16 protein-coding genes and 1 tRNA gene are annotated in these 17532 nt (G+C 39.4%); 3 read left to right on the plus strand and 14 right to left on the minus strand.

From position 1 onward, the window contains the following. Positions 1-2: 2 nt before the first annotated feature. A complete protein-coding gene (gene sigE, locus DWY07_RS08150; protein WP_226801017.1) occupies positions 3-701 on the plus strand; it encodes an RNA polymerase sporulation sigma factor SigE in 699 nt (232 codons plus the stop codon). Positions 702-708: 7 nt separating this feature from the next. Here sigE and DWY07_RS08155 read toward each other — a convergent pair whose 3' ends face one another. Next, entirely contained in the window at positions 709-930 is a 222-nt protein-coding gene (locus tag DWY07_RS08155) for a hypothetical protein (protein WP_021943823.1), read from the minus strand. 76 nt (positions 931-1006) lie between these two features. On the opposite strand from DWY07_RS08155, the gene DWY07_RS08160 reads away from it, so the two are divergent. Next, a tRNA-Leu gene (locus DWY07_RS08160) sits at positions 1007-1090 on the plus strand. Positions 1091-1224: 134 nt separating this feature from the next. Here DWY07_RS08160 and DWY07_RS08165 read toward each other — a convergent pair. The 8 genes from DWY07_RS08165 to ruvA all read right to left on the minus strand — a co-directional run bounded on the left by DWY07_RS08165 (position 1225) and on the right by ruvA (position 10139). Further along, positions 1225-2118: a class B sortase gene (locus tag DWY07_RS08165; RefSeq protein WP_173783606.1), complete on the minus strand. Its 894-nt coding sequence runs from the start codon at positions 2116-2118 to the stop codon at positions 1225-1227. Between the two features lie 120 nt (positions 2119-2238). Then, positions 2239-2691 (minus strand): NUDIX domain-containing protein, encoded by a 453-nt coding sequence (locus tag DWY07_RS08170; RefSeq protein WP_008400781.1) that lies wholly within the window; start codon positions 2689-2691, stop codon positions 2239-2241. Positions 2692-2834: 143 nt separating this feature from the next. Then, positions 2835-4316, minus strand: coding sequence for a penicillin-binding transpeptidase domain-containing protein (locus tag DWY07_RS08175; RefSeq protein ID WP_226801006.1), 1482 nt, complete (start codon positions 4314-4316; stop codon positions 2835-2837). Further along, on the minus strand, positions 4258-5643 hold the full coding sequence (locus tag DWY07_RS08180) for an FtsW/RodA/SpoVE family cell cycle protein (protein WP_117807591.1): 1386 nt from the start codon (positions 5641-5643) through the stop codon (positions 4258-4260). The genes DWY07_RS08175 and DWY07_RS08180 overlap by 59 nt, the downstream gene beginning before the upstream one ends. Next, positions 5643-8018, minus strand: coding sequence for a U32 family peptidase (locus DWY07_RS08185; protein WP_117822654.1), 2376 nt, complete (start codon positions 8016-8018; stop codon positions 5643-5645). The genes DWY07_RS08180 and DWY07_RS08185 overlap by 1 nt, the downstream gene beginning before the upstream one ends. Then, entirely contained in the window at positions 8008-8409 is a 402-nt protein-coding gene (locus tag DWY07_RS08190; RefSeq protein ID WP_008400777.1) for a cell division protein ZapA, read from the minus strand. Before DWY07_RS08190 ends, DWY07_RS08185 begins: the two co-directional genes overlap by 11 nt. Positions 8410-8516: 107 nt before the next feature. Beyond that, entirely contained in the window at positions 8517-9524 is a 1008-nt protein-coding gene (ruvB, locus tag DWY07_RS08195; protein WP_347465363.1) for a Holliday junction branch migration DNA helicase RuvB, read from the minus strand. Positions 9525-9536: 12 nt separating this feature from the next. Next, positions 9537-10139, minus strand: a complete 603-nt coding sequence (gene ruvA / locus DWY07_RS08200) for a Holliday junction branch migration protein RuvA (protein WP_117807593.1) — start codon at positions 10137-10139, stop codon at positions 9537-9539. Positions 10140-10272: 133 nt separating this feature from the next. Between ruvA and DWY07_RS08205 the strand changes: the two genes are divergently transcribed. Next, entirely contained in the window at positions 10273-11337 is a 1065-nt protein-coding gene (locus DWY07_RS08205) for a ribonuclease H-like domain-containing protein (RefSeq protein ID WP_117807594.1), read from the plus strand. An 85-nt stretch (positions 11338-11422) separates the two neighbouring features. On the opposite strand, the gene DWY07_RS08210 is transcribed toward DWY07_RS08205, so the two are convergent. Genes DWY07_RS08210 through DWY07_RS08230 form a run of 5 tightly spaced genes read right to left on the minus strand, consistent with a single transcriptional unit; the run spans position 11423 to position 17363 of the window. After that, positions 11423-13375 carry a bifunctional 4-hydroxy-3-methylbut-2-enyl diphosphate reductase/30S ribosomal protein S1 gene (locus DWY07_RS08210; protein ID WP_117807595.1) on the minus strand — a complete coding sequence of 651 codons (1953 nt, stop codon included), beginning with the start codon at positions 13373-13375 and terminating at the stop codon, positions 11423-11425. Positions 13376-13395: 20 nt separating this feature from the next. Continuing rightward, complete coding sequence (cmk, locus tag DWY07_RS08215; protein WP_117807596.1) at positions 13396-14049, minus strand: (d)CMP kinase; 654 nt, start codon at positions 14047-14049, stop codon at positions 13396-13398. Between the two features lie 29 nt (positions 14050-14078). Beyond that, positions 14079-15326 (minus strand): NAD(P)/FAD-dependent oxidoreductase, encoded by a 1248-nt coding sequence (locus DWY07_RS08220; protein WP_117807597.1) that lies wholly within the window; start codon positions 15324-15326, stop codon positions 14079-14081. After that, on the minus strand, positions 15323-15970 hold the full coding sequence (locus DWY07_RS08225; RefSeq protein WP_226801005.1) for a TrkA family potassium uptake protein: 648 nt from the start codon (positions 15968-15970) through the stop codon (positions 15323-15325). Before DWY07_RS08225 ends, DWY07_RS08220 begins: the two co-directional genes overlap by 4 nt. Before the next feature lie 10 nt (positions 15971-15980). Beyond that, a complete protein-coding gene (locus tag DWY07_RS08230) occupies positions 15981-17363 on the minus strand; it encodes a potassium transporter TrkG (RefSeq protein WP_021943811.1) in 1383 nt (460 codons plus the stop codon). Positions 17364-17532 lie beyond the last annotated feature (169 nt).

Consider the following 17532-nt stretch of genomic DNA (forward strand, 5'->3'; position numbering starts at 1 on the left):
CAATGGTATCCAATATTATGACCTTATTTCCTTCATCCTCCAGAGATGTCCATTACATAGGCGGGTGTGATATTCTTCCTGCCCCATTAGAACCATATGAAGAAAGTGCCATGGTAGCCGGACTTGGGAACGGCGACGATCAGGAGATTAAAAAAATACTGATTGAACGGAATCTTCGTCTGGTTGTTTATATTGCAAAGAAATTTGACAACACCGGAATTGGCGTAGAAGATTTGATCTCAATCGGTACGATTGGACTGATCAAAGCAATCAATACCTTTAAATGCGACAAAAACATCAAGCTGGCAACCTATGCATCCAGATGCATCGAAAATGAAATCCTTATGTATCTCCGCAGGAACAGCAAACTCCGCATGGAGATTTCGATTGATGAACCATTGAATGTTGACTGGGATGGAAATGAATTATTATTATCTGACATTCTTGGAACCGAGGAAGATACGGTTTACAAGAATATGGAAACAGAAATGGATCATTCCCTGTTAACGGCAGCAGTCTCTCACCTGACAGAACGGGAACGTACCATTATTGAATTGCGGTACGGGATCAACACGATTAACGGTGTAGAACGCACCCAGAAAGAAGTGGCTGACCTGTTAGGAATCAGCCAATCTTATATCTCCCGTCTTGAAAAAAAGATCATAAAGAAACTAAAAAAAGAAATAATTAAAATGAGCTGATCAGCCTTTAATGATGATAATCGGAAAGCTTTACCTTATATCCGTCAACCATCTGGCGCATTTTCTGGTAATCCTTTTCCTTTAGATCTCCGGATTGTTTCAGATCTTCCACCATCTGATCCAGCTCCTTTAAGGCATCATGTGCCAGATCCTTATAATTGTTTGCAAGATTCATATTCATCTCATTCAGCTTTGCATTCAGTTGTTGTTTTACACTACGTTTCATCATTGTTTCGTACCTCATTTCAGGAAATAATCATTGACACTGTTGTAGCCATGTGTTACTATTACAAAGGTTCACAGATGCCGGCATGTCGGAATTGGCAGACGAGGCAGACTCAAAATCTGTTGGTGGCAACATCGTGCGGGTTCAAGTCCCGCTGCCGGCACTCTTTGTATTTTGCTTAATAAAAAATCTAAGTTTTAAGCCATTTTGTGGCTTTTTTTATTACTCAAAATGCAGGCATTTCAACTGTTTTGCCCAATATTTTCCCACCAGATGCACACCCAAATACAGACTCTTTTACTGCAACCGGCTGTTGTTGCCGATCTTCTTTGCAACCACAACAAACCGTCCGTCTTCTGTATGATACGCACAGGTGGATAAGGTTAGCAGCTTGTCCCCATAGGATGCCGTTTCTTCGATCGTATATGGTGTATTTGCTTTTACCCGACTGACATAATCATCAAATTTCTCTTTTGATCCCGCATCTGCAAAGTCATATATATTATAATGCTCTGTATCCCCTTCCGGATAGGCTTTTGTATAAAAGGCTGCGATCACTGTATATGTACCCGGTCCATCTAAGGTATCAAATATGATCGTCTGATGTTCTTTATAGAAATCTTCATCTTCATATTTTAACAGATCATGAAACATCGTCCCTGCTTTCATATTATGTCCGTATATAATGACATTGTCAGATACCTTCCCTGTCGGAGAACAGTTTGCTGCTGCAAATAACGTACCTGCAGCACTGTAATCCCCCTGAAAATTCCGATGGATATAATATTCTTCATTCTCTGGCGTATACATGACCGGATAATCGATTCTTGTTCCATATATATACAGCCATCCAACAAAGTCTGTATTCTCCTCATATACAGAAGCGTACTTTTTATAAACCTTTCTTTCCTGTACTGTTGTATAAACCGGTTTTCCGGTTTCTTCCGTACAATTGTCCTGCTCCACTTCCAGTTTGATCTCTGTAAATGCTGACTCTGCCTGTCTGCTGGTAAAAAAATAAACACCCAGATAGCAGCCACAGCCAAGGAAAACAAGTACACATACTGCAAGTATAAGATTTAACAATATTCCATTCTTTTTTCTTCCACTCTGTGATGAATTCTCATGGTCATTGTTTTGCGTTGCCATTTCTCTGTTATCTGTTTCTTTCCTGTCTGTTAATCCGTTCATCCGAACCAACATCCTTCCTTGATCACTTTTTCATTTTTGTGTTATTTCTGTACGCCTGCCATTCATTATCCTGAAAGTAAAAAATCTGACCATTCATAATAAACAGTCAGATTTTGAACCTTAAAAATACTTTCTGCTTCCCCAAAGATTATTCCGTTTCAGTTCTACATACTCTGCATATGCCTGTTCCAGAATATCCTTTTCGTTCGGAAACTTCAGAAGGTGGTAGGCTTCATGATACTTGTAGTAACCGGAATCCACAAAATATTCTTCACGCTGCGGTTTACTGTAATAGCTGTCCGCCATCATCAAATACCAGTGTACATCCTTGTTTACCACATCAAAAGCAGTATTAAATGTATAATTGCTTTTTCCTACATACTTAATAATAGATGCGCTAACACCTGTCTCCTCTTTTACTTCTCTAAGTGCAGTCTGATTATGCTCTTCACCTTTCTCAACTGTACCCTTCGGGAGAACCCATCCTTCATATTTGTTTTTGTAGTTTTTGTACAGTAATAATACTTTTCCTCTGAAGATTACCACACCTCCACAGCTTGTTGCTTCGATCACAGCAGTTCCTCCTGTCTTTTCGGTGTTGTAAATGCTTCAAGTTCTACTCACATTCGACTACGAATAAAACTCTGAACCAGCTTACCCTGCCAGTCCTTAATTGATTATAAGTATATCAGTATTACTGCATTATTTCAAGCTGATTAATTATAATATGCATCAAATATCTTTCTGGCGATTGATGTTGCAGATGCTCCGGTATTACTTGCATTTTCTATCAGAACGCAGACCACCAGATCCGGATTATTGACATTGGAGAAACCTATAAACCAGGAGTGGGAATCCTTGTTCTCATTAAACTCTGCAGTTCCTGTCTTACCTGCTACTGTATACTCAGCTCCTGAAAAATAATCGGACGCTGTACCATATTCCGTTACCGACATCATAAGCTCTGTCAATGTCTGTGCTTCTGCTGAGGATATGATCCTGCCATAAGAATCCTTGGAGAATTTTTTTACAACGCTTCCGTCACAGTTCTCAATACGATCCATCATATATGGCTTCATAAGAACTCCACCATTTGCGATTGCACACATGATCATCGCATTATGAAGCGGCGTGATCAGTGTCTCTCCCTGTCCGATTACTGTCTGTGGAATCAGGGATTTGTCTGTTTTTGATGTCATGGTATAACTGGACTTCTTATAATAGCCATCATACGGCAATTCTTTATTATACAGAAAGTCTCCGCACAATTTATTTAATGCATCCATATCAAGTTTCGTTCCGATATTGGAAAAGGATGTATTACAGGAATACGCCAGAGAATCCTCCAGGCTAACGGTTCCGTGCACCTTATGATTATAGCAGTGAATGGATACACTATTAAATATGCCATCTCCCTCACATTCATAGGAATATGACTTATAGTTGGGATTTTCTCTTATATATTCCAGTGTTGTAAGGATCTTAAATGTCGATCCCGGCGGATACATTCCCTGGGTTGCACGGTTTAGCAGGCAGGAGCTGTCCGAATTTGCTGTTTCTTCTATAACAGAGGAGATCTGGTTCGGATCAAAATCCGGCTTTGAAACCATTGCTTTGATTTTTCCAGTTGATGGCTCGATCGCTACGACCGCACCATCATTATCACCAAGTGCATTATATGCTGTACTCTGCAGATCATAATCCAGTGTTGTTATAACATTATTTCCCATATCCTTCTTATCAGATAATGCATGATAAATACGATATAAAATATTCTGGTTAGATGTCAGCAGATAATAATTGGAAACCATTTCCAGACCTGCCTGTCCATTGCTATCATAACCAACTGCATGTGCAAACATATTGCTGTATGGGTAAACTCTGGTTTCGTTTCCATCATCATCCGTTTTTGTCTCCGCCAGAACAACTCCGTCATCTGAAATAATCTGACCTTTTATTACTGTTTCTGCATACAGATTCTGTCTTTTGTTGTATGAATTTGCAATATCTGAATCTGCATCGATGACAACATATTTAACAAGATGCACCATCATGCCGATAAAAATAAATATAACAAAATATGTGATCACAAGAACAGGAACATTCTTTTTGTCATTTTTCTGTTTTTCCTGTGCTTCTCTACTCCCCTGAGAATACTTCTTCATGATTGCTTTGTTTGTAGACCGTTTGCTCTTCATTACCACCAACTCCATTATTTTCAAGTACACAGATTCCCTGAATGATTCCAAACAGGAATAATGTGCTCACAACTGAACTTACACCATAACTGACAAGCGGAAGTGTCACACCGGTAGACGGAATAAACTTTGTTACACCGCCAATATTCAAAAATGTCTGGAATATAAAACAGATCGTGAATCCAAATGCAACATTCTTATAAAATGAGTTACGGATCTTCATGGATATATTTATAAAATATATAAAACAACTGATATACATCAGGATCAGACACAGTGCAAACACAACACCCAGTTCCTCACAGATCGCAGAAAAGATAAAATCACTGGATGCTACCGGAACTGCTGTTGGAAGCCCTTTACCCAGACCTCTTCCTTCCATCCCGCCCGATCCGATCGCAAATAGTGACTGGCAGATCTGATATCCAGCGTCATTAATATAGGAAAATGGATCTAACCACGCGTTGATTCGGGTTGTTACATGACTGAATTTGTCTTTTAAAAGCGAATATCCAACCGTTGCAATGACTGCTGCACCACCCAGACCACCAATCAGGATCATTGTCTTCTGTGTTGCCAGATAGATCATCATAATAAAGATCATCATAAAGATTGTTGCACCACCCAGATCCTTTTCCGCTACCAGAATCAGCATAAAGATACCGGAAACAAGTGTTACTTTAATGTAATCTTTAAATCCCTTTGCTTTGTTTAAAGCGCTTGCCAGAAAGAATACAAATATAATCTTTACAAACTCCATCGGCTGCAAGGAAATCGATCCAATCTGGATCCAGTTTGTAGAGCCGTATTTGGATACTCCAAGAAATGGAACAAAGACTGTACTTAGAAAACCGATTCCAAGGATTGCATAGAAAATATCCCAGTTTTTCAGATTTTTGCATTTCATGATCACAAGCGGAATAAATGCCGTGATCACTAGTGTAATCGTTGCAAATGCAAACTGTTTTTTTGCCAGATCAAAATCCAGTCTGGTCAACATGACATATCCGATCAACAGCAAAAATGACATATTATTTGTGATCAGTCTGGAAGATTTCTTGTATATTCCATGATACGATACCATATATACAATAGAAACGATCATCTGCAACAGATAAAAGATCACGATACTGATCGTTTTATATTTTAAAAACAGTGTCAGATAACATAAAAAATGTATAATAAACACATAGACGATCTGCACATTTAATGCATGATTCTTTTTATCTTCCCGCACCGGTTTCAGCACCGTAAAACATTTAATTGTATACAGAACCATAAAAAATATGATCAAGTATTTTGATATCTCTGTAATAATAGTTGCCATTATTCAATACCCTTTATATAATGTCCTCTTGTATAATCCATCTCATCGAATTCTTCATCCATATCTCCGGCATGGAACTTCATGAGAAGCTCCATCACATTCTTCGTCTGATCTTCGTTTTCGATGGTAAAATCAATCAAATATTCATTGGTTATATCAGTATTTCTGTTATTTGTCAACTGTTTGATATTGTTTGTCGGAACCCCATTATATATAACAGAATAACAATCCCTGCAGTTATTCACATTATAAAAGCGATTGCCCTTTTCATCCCGGAACGAGAAACGTTCCCGTTTATTATAACCACATCCGTCCAGATAGTTATTAACAAAGCACTGGGCTGTGATCATAACCGGCTGATATCCATATAATCTTTCAATATCTGTTTCACAGAGACCGCTCCATTCCTGATGTGTCAGTTCCACAGAACTGATCAGCATCGCCTGTGGAAACAGCTCCTTATAGAATAAAACAGCTTCATCATTATATGCATATAAGAATGGATCAAGCAATACCATTCCCTTATATCCCTGTTTCTTCAGGAAACCAAGCTCATCTATATTCTTAATATAGATACCCTCAAACATTCCAGACAGAAAATACAGATCTTTCATTCCTTGTTTCTTATTCTCACGCAGGATATCCGGAAAGGATACATAGATCTTTTTATCTCCTCTCATTTTTCCGATTTCTGCTTCATGCACGATATTATGATCAATTATAACATGCTGTACCAATTTATAATTATTAACAATTCGAAATTGTTCTATTGTTTTTACAGATACATAACAACTGCTTACCATAGCATCTCTGGTATCTGTCTGTTTCTGATCATAAACAGTTTTCTCCGCCAGCAACTTCTTATCATCCGGTATCGTCCGTTTATATCGTCCGATCAATGCCTGCTCCAACTGGCGGACGGCTTCCCGTCTTAATACATTCAGACTTCCAAGAGAAATAAATATATTCTCATCGCACTCCGCTTCCAGATAGAAGTTAAATCCTGTTCCACCGGTCTTTGACAGCTTATCTACGATCTGCGTCACCTCAACCGGACGTTTTGCAGCCTGTGACACGCATTCTCCGCTTACCTTTACCGAGATATCATCCACATCTGAAAACAACTCCAACATGATCGGCTTTCCAATCTTTGCAGTCACCTTTCCATAGATATCCGTCTGTTTTTCCTTCTGTATAAACCTTACATTAATATCATCAATAAGCGCATTATTTCTTGTCCGATAGACCTGCATATCTTTTCGGATCTGCCGAAGATTATTCGCATTCAGTCGGATCTTCTGTCCGGCCTGTGCGGTTATATTCGAAGTCAGTTCAATATTCTGTTCTGTTCCGGTACGGATCTCCAGAACATCCTTTGCCTGAATTCCACGTTCCAGACGGATATATACATGGGGTGCTTCCACAGCTTCCACTTTACCGATCAATGTACCGGTATGATTCGGACGCTTGTTTGCAAGCATTTCTTTACCACTCTTCATATAATAATAGCCGGAAGAAAAGCCACCACGGTTATAGATATCCATCAACCGATCTGTATGATATTTGATCCGTTTTTCATTCACATGCCCGTTTATGTATTCATCTGTGATCTCAGAATATGCATGAACTGTTGCGGCTACGTACTCCGGCTTCTTCATTCTTCCTTCGATCTTAAAGGAATCAATCCCTGCCTCAATCAACTGTGGCAAATCCGCAAGTGTACACATATCCTTCATGCTGAGTGCATATTCATGATTAAACTTTCGGCTGTTATATGCCTTTCTACATGGTTGCGCACAGCGTCCACGATTGCCGCTTCTTCCGCCTGCAAAGCTGCTCATCAGACATTTTCCGGAATAGCAGAAGCACATCGCACCATGCACAAATGTTTCAATCTCAATATCAACCGCTTCTTTAATTGATTTTATTTCTTTTAAGGATAATTCTCTGGCAGGAACAAATCTTGTCATCCCCAGATTTTTAAGAAATTCCGCCCCATAGGTACTGCATACACTCATCTGCGTACTTCCATGCAACGGCAGATCCGGATATGCCTGTGAAAGACTTCTTATAACACCGACATCCTGTACAATAATCCCATCTACACCTTCCCTGTAAAAAGGCTCAAGGTAAGGAATCAATTGCTTCATTTCACTATTTTTAAGCAAAGTATTAACTGCCATATATAACTTCACATTATGAATATGGCAGTAATCAATTGCTTCCAGTAATTCTGTTGTATCAAAGTTTCCGGCAAATGCACGGGCGCTGAACATATCGCCTCCGGCATAGCATGCATCAGCGCCTGCACTTACCGCAGCTTTCAGCGCATCCATAGAGCCTGCCGGAGCTAAAATCTCAGGTCTATTTAACATTATTTTCTGCTTCCAACTTTATTATTTCTCTCTGCAGAGCATTGACTTTTTCTTTATATTCATCAATCATTTTCTGTGCAGATTCATATTTGATCTGTGTCTCGATCACTTCATGTCTGAGGTCATAAATCTGTTTGTCCTTATCGTCATCCTCCGTCAGCATCTGATTTACCTGAAGCTTCGCTTTGAAATAATCATCTGCGATATTAAGTGCAAGTAATACACTCTGATATTCTGCATTAAAACGGCGGTAACTTTCGGAAGACTGACATTCCTGGATCTTACCATTGATATAAGAAGCTACATTCTGGAGATATTCTTCACTTTCAAATCCGCTCAATGTATACACTTTATTGTTAATAACCACCGGGATATCATTTTTTTGTGACATGACTCTCCTCCTTTATATTTCATTTTATTTCTTTCATATATATTTTTTACCTGTACCATACAGGTATTATTTTCCCGTAATTCATTTATTGTATGGACTAAAATAACCTATTCGATAAATGCATCCAGTCCGAAATGCTTATAACACCGTTCTGTTACAACCCGTCCTCTCGGTGTCCGGTTGATAAAACCATTTTTGATCAGATATGGCTCATATACATCTTCAATCGTGCCGGAATCTTCCCCGATGGCAGCAGCCAGAGTATCCAGTCCCACCGGACCTCCACCAAACTTCTCTATCATTGTCATTAATATGTTCCGGTCTGTATTATCAAGTCCCATGGAGTCAACCTCAAGCTTATCCAGTGCTGTCTTTGCAACCTCATAATCGATACAGCCATTGTGGCATACCTGTGCAAAATCCCGGCATCTCTTTAACAGACGATTGGCAAGTCTTGGTGTTCCTCTGGATCGTTTTGCAATTTCAAGTGCGCCCGCATCATCGGTCTCTACACCCAGTACATCCCCGGACCGTATTACGATCTGCTTCAATTCCTCCGGTGAATAGAATTCCAGCCGATCAACCATGCCAAATCGGTCACGAAGCGGTGCTGTCAGCATACCGGCTCTTGTCGTTGCTCCGATCAATGTGAATTTCGGAAGATCCAGACGGATTGACCTTGCTCCTGCTCCTTTTCCGATCACAACATCAATCGCAAAATCTTCCATTGCAGGATATAAGACTTCCTCTACCTGACTGTTTAATCTGTGAATCTCATCAATAAATAATATATCATTCTCTGACAGATTATTTAAAATAGCTGCCAGTTCGCCCGGCTTCTCGATTGCCGGTCCTGATGTGATCTTGATATTAACACCCATCTCATTTGCAACTATGGATGCTAATGTCGTTTTACCAAGGCCCGGCGGACCATATAAGAGTAAATGATCTAACGGTTCATTTCTCCTCTTTGCCGCCTCAATAAAAATCTTCAGATTCTCTTTTACTTTATTCTGTCCAATATATTCATCCAGATACTTTGGTCTCAAACTATATTCACTATTTAATTCTTCTATATCTGCTTCTGTTGAAATAATTCTACCCACTGTGTCCACCTGTATCTGTTTTTATATTAATTTCTTCAATGCTGCCTTTAATATCGATTCTATATCCATCTGACTGGTATCCCCAATCTTTTTTACGGCAAGTGCTGCTTCGGAATTCGAATAGCCCAGATTTACAAGTGCAAGAATCGCATCTCTTGCTGCATTTAAATCTTGTGTATCCTGTACGATCGACTGCTCATAGGCTGCATCCATCATATCTTCCATCTTTAACTTATCTTTTAATTCCAATATGATCCTTGATGCACCCTTGGCGCCGACACCATTTGCTTTTGATATCGTCTTCGCATCCTCTGAGATCACCGCGAGCTGAAGCTCCTGGATCGTAAGAGCTGTAAGGATTGCCATAGCGACTTTCGGACCTACCCCGCTGATTCCGATCAAGATACGGAATACAGATAATTCCTCTTCTGAATGAAACCCATACAATGTCAATTCATCTTCTCTTATATACATGTGTGTGTATATTTTGATCTGCGTTCCATATGCTGGAATATGCTCAAGAAACTTACCAGATACGAAGATCCGATATCCCATACCGTGGTTATCGATCACTATATAATTCTCTCCTGCACTGACAAGTGCTCCTGAAATGTATGCTATCATAATAATATGTCTCCAAATTTTACTATGCCAAGTATAACACAGTTTTCTCATTATGGAAATATCTGATTGATTTTTTGATCGCAGGGGCATATCATGAGATTATTCGATTTTTTTACATTTGAGGTTACATACTATGATTCAATACGACTATACGATGCCACTTTCTTCAGTTAATCTGAACTGGATGAAAGAAACGCCGGATCAATATCTCTTCTTTGATATTGAAACAACCGGATTAAGCGCTGCCCGGTCAGATCTTTATCTGATCGGATATGGAACGATTCTAAACGACGAACAGTTTCGTATTACCTTATTATTCAATGATGACGGTTGTTCCGAGCCAAAGATGCTCGCTGCATTTAAGGATATATTGGCTGATTACAAATATCTCGTTACATACAATGGCGACACCTTCGATCTGCCATATATAAAGGAAAAATACCGACAGTTCCGTCAGGAGATATCCTTCGATTCAATTACCAGTATCGATGTCTATCGGAAAATAAGAAAATATAAAAAGCTGCTTCAGATGGATTCAATGAAACAGTCCGCTCTGGAATCTGTTATGGGAATGGAACGGGATGAATTTCACTCCGGCGGTCTTCTGATCGATACCTACCAGGACTATTTAGGTACAAAAGATACACAATTACAGGATATGCTTTTATCTCATAATAAGGATGACATCTATGGACTTTTCTATGTATCCGGTTCCCTTACACTTACTTCCTTCTTTGAAGGCAATTTTGCTATATCGAAAACTACCTGTACCGATACACAGTTTACGATCTGTATACAGACAGGAAGGCTTGCGATTCCATTTGATACCAACTGTAATGATATACATATATCAGGCATAGATGAAGTCGTGACGATCGATATTCCAGTTATCCATGATACACTGAAATATTTTTATAAGGACTATAAAAATTATTTCTATCTGCCACTAGAACAGACTGCTATCCACAAGGATGTTGCCTGTTATGTCGAAAGTGCTTATAAAGAAAAAGCCCGCCCGGAAACGGCATACACTACAAAAACAAGTTCGTTTATCCGCCAGAACAAGTTCAAGCAGTCACACATATTCAAATATGAACATACTGACAAAGATGGATATATTGAACTGAACGATACTTTCATCAATGACAGGATACAGTTAAAAGAATATCTTCTCAATATCTTAAAGCAGATCAAATAGTTCTGGAACATACATAAAACAATAAATACCCACTGATGAATATTCATCAGTGGGTATTTTACATTTTATAAAAAACAATCTTTGATTATTCTTCTACTGGAGCTTCAACAACTTCTTCTGTCTCTTCCGGAACTGGAAGTAATGCCTTTACGCTCAGGCTGATCTTCTTTTCTTCCGGCTTGAAGTCAACAACCTTAGCTTCAATCTCATCACCAATCTTATATACATCTTCTGGCTTTGCAACGTGATCGTATGAAATCTGTGAAACATGCAGTAATGCATCAACGCCTGGCTCTAATTCAACGAATGCACCAAAGTCAGTCATACGTGCAACTTTACCTGTTACAACTGTTCCAACAGCATATTTCTCTTCTGCATTTAACCATGGGTTTGTCTCATCAAACTTTAAGCTTAATGCGATCTTGTCACCATTGATGTCCTTGATGAATGCCTTAACAGTATCACCAACCTTGAACATCTTCTTAGGGCTTTCTACTCTGCCCCATGACATCTCTGAAATATGAAGAAGTCCATCAGCACCACCGAGGTCAATGAATGCACCGAAATCTGTTACATTCTTTACTGTACCTTCTACTGTCATGCCAACTTCAATCTTTTCGAATAATTCTTTTGCAGCTGCAGCTTTTCTCTCAACAATCAGTTTCTTTCTGTTACCAATGATTCTTCTCTTCTTAGGATTGAACTCTGTAAGCTGGAATTCAATATCCTGGTCTAAGTACTTATCAAGGTTCTTTTCATATAAGTCAGATACAAGACTTGCTGGAATGAAGATTCTTGTCTCTTCGTAAAGAACATTTAAGCCGCCATTTACAACCTGAACAACCTTACCTGTAAGAATGTCACCATTGTTAAATGCTTCTTCTAACTTCTCGTTTACTTTCTCTGCTGCAACTCTCTTGTATGAAAGAGCTACCTGTCCTTCACCATCATTTGTCTTGATAACCTTAACAGTGATTGGATCCCCAACTTTTACCAACTCTGTTAAATCGACGTTTGGAGTGTTTGTATATTCATTTCTGGTAATGATACCGTCTGACTTATACTTAATATCAACTACAATCTCATCCGGCTTAACACCAATAATTGTACCGTCGATAATCTCTCCCTGTCTGATTGACGCCTTGCTTTCATCATTTTCTAACATCTGTTCAAAACTTAACTCTGCCATGCTACTATGAACCTCCTTAATAATATAATTTGGGGTAGATGCCCCCGCAGTAATACCTACCCTACTAACGGATTCAAAAGTAGTCAAATCCAAATCAACGAGTGTCTGTATATAGTAAGTATTCTCACATTCTTGTTTACTAATATCATATAGCTTCTGAGTATTAGAACTGTTTCGACCACCTATAATGATCATAGCATCTACAGTCTTTGCAATATCTCTTGCTTCCATCTGTCGAACTGCCGTTGCATTACAGATTGTCTCATGAACAACCACATTATACAATTTTTTTCGAATAATATCAACAATATCTTTAAATTTATTCTTATTAAAGGTGGTTTGTGATACTAAACTGAAGTTAATATGCTCAAAATCCGGCTCATTTTCTATATTTTTCACCAAATTTTCCGCTTCTGAAACGCTTTGTACTGTATATGATTTCGTCTCACACCAGCCAATTATACCCTCAACTTCCGGATGATCTTTATTTCCAACAATGATTATGCGGTTCCCTTTTTGGCTCTCATCCTGTACGATCGTATGGATTTTTTTCACAAACGGACAGGTTGCATCTACCACATTGACATGTCTGGTTTCTAACTGTTCCATGACATCTTTTGATACTCCATGCGACCGGATAATAACCGTTTCATCTTCCTGCTGATCAAGCTCTGCAAGATCTTCGATCACCAATACTCCCTTTTTTCTCAGATCCTCGATTACTTCTTCATTATGAATGATCGGGCCATAGGTATATACATGCTGTTTCCCGGCTTCTTTATACGCTGTATCAACGGCACGTTGTACCCCAAAACAGAATCCGGCCGACTTTGCTAATATAATTTCCATATTTTGTCCATACTCCGGTTTTATTTTTCTGCGATGCTGATGATCTTAGCTACAACCTCATTGATACCAAGATCTGAGCTGTCAAGATATACAGCATCATCTGCCTGCTTTAACGGCGCGATTGGACGTTCCATATCCTGTTTGTCCCTTGTAATAATATCAGCTTCGATCTTATCAATATCCGGTGTTTCACCCTTTGCTATCAGTTCATCGTATCTTCTCTTTGCACGAACTGCAGAAGAAGCGGTCAGATAGATCTTTACTTCTGCATTTGGAAGAATGTTTGTACCGATGTCTCTACCATCCATAACAACATCATTTTCTCTTGCAAGCTTTCTCTGAAGATCTAACAGTTTTTCTCTTACACATGGGATAGCAGATGATTTGGATGCCATGTTACCCACTTCTTCTTTTCTGAGGCTTCCGGTTACATTCTCACCATTCAGATATACCTGCTGTGCATGATCTTCATAACAGATTGTGATCTCAATCCCTGTTATCTCATTAGCAACTGCATCTACATCCGTTACATCGATCTTTGCATTCAATAATGCAAGTGCAACTGCACGATACATTGCTCCGGTATCTACATAAATATATCCGAGTTTTCCTGCTACCAATTTTGCTATTGTACTTTTTCCTGCTCCTGCAGGTCCATCAATTGCTATATTCATTTTTTCTCTCCTTTTATCTATTTACTTTATTAACTTTCTTCTGAGCATGCAAGTCCTGCCAGATATCCGGTCGACCATGCTATCTGCAGATTAAATCCGCCCGTCAGTGCATCTACATCCAGAACCTCCCCTGCAAAATACAGGTGATCTGCAAGCTTCGATTGCATCGTTGAAGGATCAACCTCTTTTACATTGACACCGCCTTTTGTAATGATTGCCTCATCAAAGCCGCGAAGCCCCTGAAACGAAAGCGTAAAATGTTTGAGTACGGTTACTAAATTCTTCCGTTCTTCCTTTGTGATTGAATTCACCTTCTTATATGGATCGATTTCTGAACGTTTTATAACTACATCGATCAGTTTGACAGGAAGCAGATCACCAAGCGAATTATGAAAATCTTTATTTGTATATTTACTAAAATCCCGAAGAATACGATCATCCAGCATTTCTTCCGTCATTGCAGGCTTCAGATCGATATACATACTTAAATCTTTATCCAGATATTTGTGAAGATATGCAGATGCCTTTATTACCAGAGGGCCGCTGATGCCAAAATGTGTAAACAAAAGTTCTCCCTGTTCTTCAAACAGACACTTCCTACCACATTTTATCACAAGCTCTACATTTTTTAATGATAGTCCCATAAGTTCTTTGCAAAATTCATTCTTTAATTCAAATGGAACAAGGGATGGTAAAGGCACTTTGATCGCATGACCGGCACTCTCTGCAAACCGGTAACCATCTCCGGTCGATCCGGTAAGCGGATACGATATCCCGCCGGTTGTTATGACGACTGCATCTCCATACACATCTTTCTTTCCATGTGCCGTCTTGATCTGTATGCCTTTTACTACCTGATCTTCTATAATAAGCTTCTGAACTTCCGTCTGTAGTTCTACTGTAATCTCCTGATTTCGGTTTAATTTCGTTTTTAATACTCCGATCACGTCAGATGAATGATCGCTGACCGGAAATACACGATCTCCGCGTTCTACCTTTGTCTTTAGTCCAAGTTTCTCAAAGAAATCAATCGTCATCTGATTATCAAAGGTATAAAACGGACTGTACATGAATTTACTGTTTGTTGTCACCGACTGAAAAAAGCGGTCTGCATCCCCTGCGTTTGTCAGGTTGCATCTCCCCTTACCTGTAATGAATAACTTCTTTCCAAGGCGATCATTCTTTTCAAATAATACAACCTTGCAGCCATTTTCCGCAGCTGTGATCGCAGCCATCATGCCGGCCGCACCACCACCGACTACTATTATTTTTTTCATTGCATCATCCTCTTTAAACCTTCATTCGATATAGTCACTAACAGTCTGTAACTTTCTTTTAACTGTAGCTCCGGGGTGATATGGTCAATCGAACGTCCGTCTTCCTTTGCCAGAATGATATTCATATTATAACTTCTTCTGAAATCAAGTTCTTTTAATGTCTTGCCGACCCATTCCGGTCGAACCGAGATCTCTGCTACATTGATGTCATCCGAAATCTCAAAGAATTCCAGAAAATTACTGCATAAGAGCTTTCTTGCAACATTGATTCCGGCATCCTTTTCCGGATAGATAACTTTATCCGCTCCGATCTTGGACAGGATCTTTGCTGCTTCATCGTTATTCGATTTAGCAAGAATATATGGAACGCCCAGTTCTTTTGCTGTTATGATCGTCATTGCACTGGCTTCCAGATTATTACCCATTGCAACTACAACACCATCCATATTCTCAAGTCCTGCTTCTTTCAGGCTCTCTGTCTCACATACATTAACCGTCACTGCACATGTAACCTGTGATGAGATCCGCTTCACACATTCAGGATTACTGTCGATTGCCAGAACCTGCGCACCGGACTCCATCAAAGTAAGGGCAACATTCGTTCCAAATCGTCCAAGTCCTACTACCGCAAATGATTTTTTCATACTTTTCTCCTTATCCAACGATCACATCTTCTTCCGGATAATGAAGAAGCCGATGTTTTCCGTTTTGTGTATTAAATGCTACCACCATAGATATCGGTCCAACTCGTCCAATATACATACAGATTATAATAATGATCTTTCCTGCCGTGTTCAAAACAGGAGTCAGATTTCTGGATAAGCCAACTGTGCAGACGGCACTTGCCACTTCATACAGAGCATCCAGCAGATTCACATCATTTGTAGCCAGCAATAATATCGTCATAATAAATATCGTACTCATACTTAAGAATACAATTGCAACTGCTTTTTTTACAACGGATACCGGAATGCTTCTCTTGAAAACCTCTGTATCCTCATGGTTTCTGATCATGGCAGCAAAGGTATAGAAAATAACTGCGATGGTTACGGTCTTCATTCCTCCTGCCGTTCCAACCGGAGAACCGCCAATCATCATAAGAAGCACTCCAAAGAAAGCTGTCACCGGTCGAAGCGCCACCTGAGATACTGCCGCAAATCCCGCCGTACGGAATGTTACCGACTGAAAAAAAGCATTTAATATCCGGTCTTTTTCGGATAAATTACCAAGAGTGTCCGGATTGGAACGTTCAAGGAAATAGATAACAATTGTACCGCCGATCAATAACAGCAATGTCATAAAAATCGCGATCTTCGTCTGCAAATGAACGCCATTCCATGCCGACCGGATACTGCATCTCTTTGTACGGATTCTTCGAAACGCTTCAACCGTATCCCACCATACAATAAATCCGATTCCGCCCATAATGATCAGAAACGACGTATTCAGCATCATCAAAAGATTGGAATGATATGAAATCAGACTGTCCGCACCCATAATGTCGATACCGGCATTACAAAATGCTGAAACAGCATGAAATACCGAAAACCAGATTCCCTTTAAAAATCCGTATTCTCTGCAATAATAAAAACTGTAAATAAGTGCTCCGATCCCTTCGATCAGAAATGTTCCTTTTATTACTTTTATCGTAAACTTCAAAAGTCCCTGCTTGCTGTTCAGGTTAAATGCATCCTGCAACAGCATTGTACTTTTCAAGGTTATCTTCATTCTTAATAACAACATAAACAGTGTGATGATCGAAACGATTCCGAGTCCGCCGATCTGGATCAAAATTAAAATCACACCTTTGCCAAACAAACTCCAATAGGAAAATGTATCAACGACTACCAGACCTGTCACACATACGGATGTCGTCGATGTAAAAGCAGCCGTCAGAAGATCTGTCCATGTTCCGTTTGCAGATGCAATCGGCAATGATAATAATATCGTTCCTACAATAACTGTAATCAGAAAGCCCAGTGCTATAATTCTCGTTGTTGTAAGATAATTCCGGTTCACATATTTCTTCTTATTCATGATATTTCTCTAGACCTCTACTCAAAACAATCCCCTGCCTCTGCTATATCTGACAGATAACAAAATTCATGATATAAACATGGGAAGATACAGACCGGATACCACCAGTCTGCTCTTCCCATAGTATACCTGCATATGTCATTTTTCAAACGACATAACACTTTATAAT

This window comes from Clostridium sp. AF23-6LB (assembly GCF_003461085.1).
Lineage (GTDB): Bacteria > Bacillota > Clostridia > Lachnospirales > Lachnospiraceae > Coprococcus > Coprococcus ammoniilyticus.

Bases quoted from the DNA above. Each gene is read 5' to 3' on its own strand.
- sigE (WP_226801017.1), top strand. From the start codon at position 3: ATGGTATCCAATATTATGACCTTATTTCCTTCATCCTCCAGAGATGTC.
- DWY07_RS08155 (WP_021943823.1), bottom strand. From the start codon at position 930: ATGATGAAACGTAGTGTAAAACAACAACTGAATGCAAAGCTGAATGAG.
- DWY07_RS08165 (WP_173783606.1), bottom strand. From the start codon at position 2,118: ATGAACGGATTAACAGACAGGAAAGAAACAGATAACAGAGAAATGGCA.
- DWY07_RS08175 (WP_226801006.1), bottom strand. From the start codon at position 4,316: ATGAAGAGCAAACGGTCTACAAACAAAGCAATCATGAAGAAGTATTCT.
- DWY07_RS08180 (WP_117807591.1), bottom strand. From the start codon at position 5,643: ATGGCAACTATTATTACAGAGATATCAAAATACTTGATCATATTTTTT.
- DWY07_RS08185 (WP_117822654.1), bottom strand. From the start codon at position 8,018: ATGTTAAATAGACCTGAGATTTTAGCTCCGGCAGGCTCTATGGATGCG.
- DWY07_RS08190 (WP_008400777.1), bottom strand. From the start codon at position 8,409: ATGTCACAAAAAAATGATATCCCGGTGGTTATTAACAATAAAGTGTAT.
- ruvA (WP_117807593.1), bottom strand. From the start codon at position 10,139: ATGATAGCATACATTTCAGGAGCACTTGTCAGTGCAGGAGAGAATTAT.
- DWY07_RS08205 (WP_117807594.1), top strand. From the start codon at position 10,273: ATGATTCAATACGACTATACGATGCCACTTTCTTCAGTTAATCTGAAC.
- DWY07_RS08210 (WP_117807595.1), bottom strand. From the start codon at position 13,375: ATGGAAATTATATTAGCAAAGTCGGCCGGATTCTGTTTTGGGGTACAA.
- cmk (WP_117807596.1), bottom strand. From the start codon at position 14,049: ATGAATATAGCAATTGATGGACCTGCAGGAGCAGGAAAAAGTACAATA.
- DWY07_RS08220 (WP_117807597.1), bottom strand. From the start codon at position 15,326: ATGAAAAAAATAATAGTAGTCGGTGGTGGTGCGGCCGGCATGATGGCT.
- DWY07_RS08225 (WP_226801005.1), bottom strand. From the start codon at position 15,970: ATGAAAAAATCATTTGCGGTAGTAGGACTTGGACGATTTGGAACGAAT.
- DWY07_RS08230 (WP_021943811.1), bottom strand. From the start codon at position 17,363: ATGAATAAGAAGAAATATGTGAACCGGAATTATCTTACAACAACGAGA.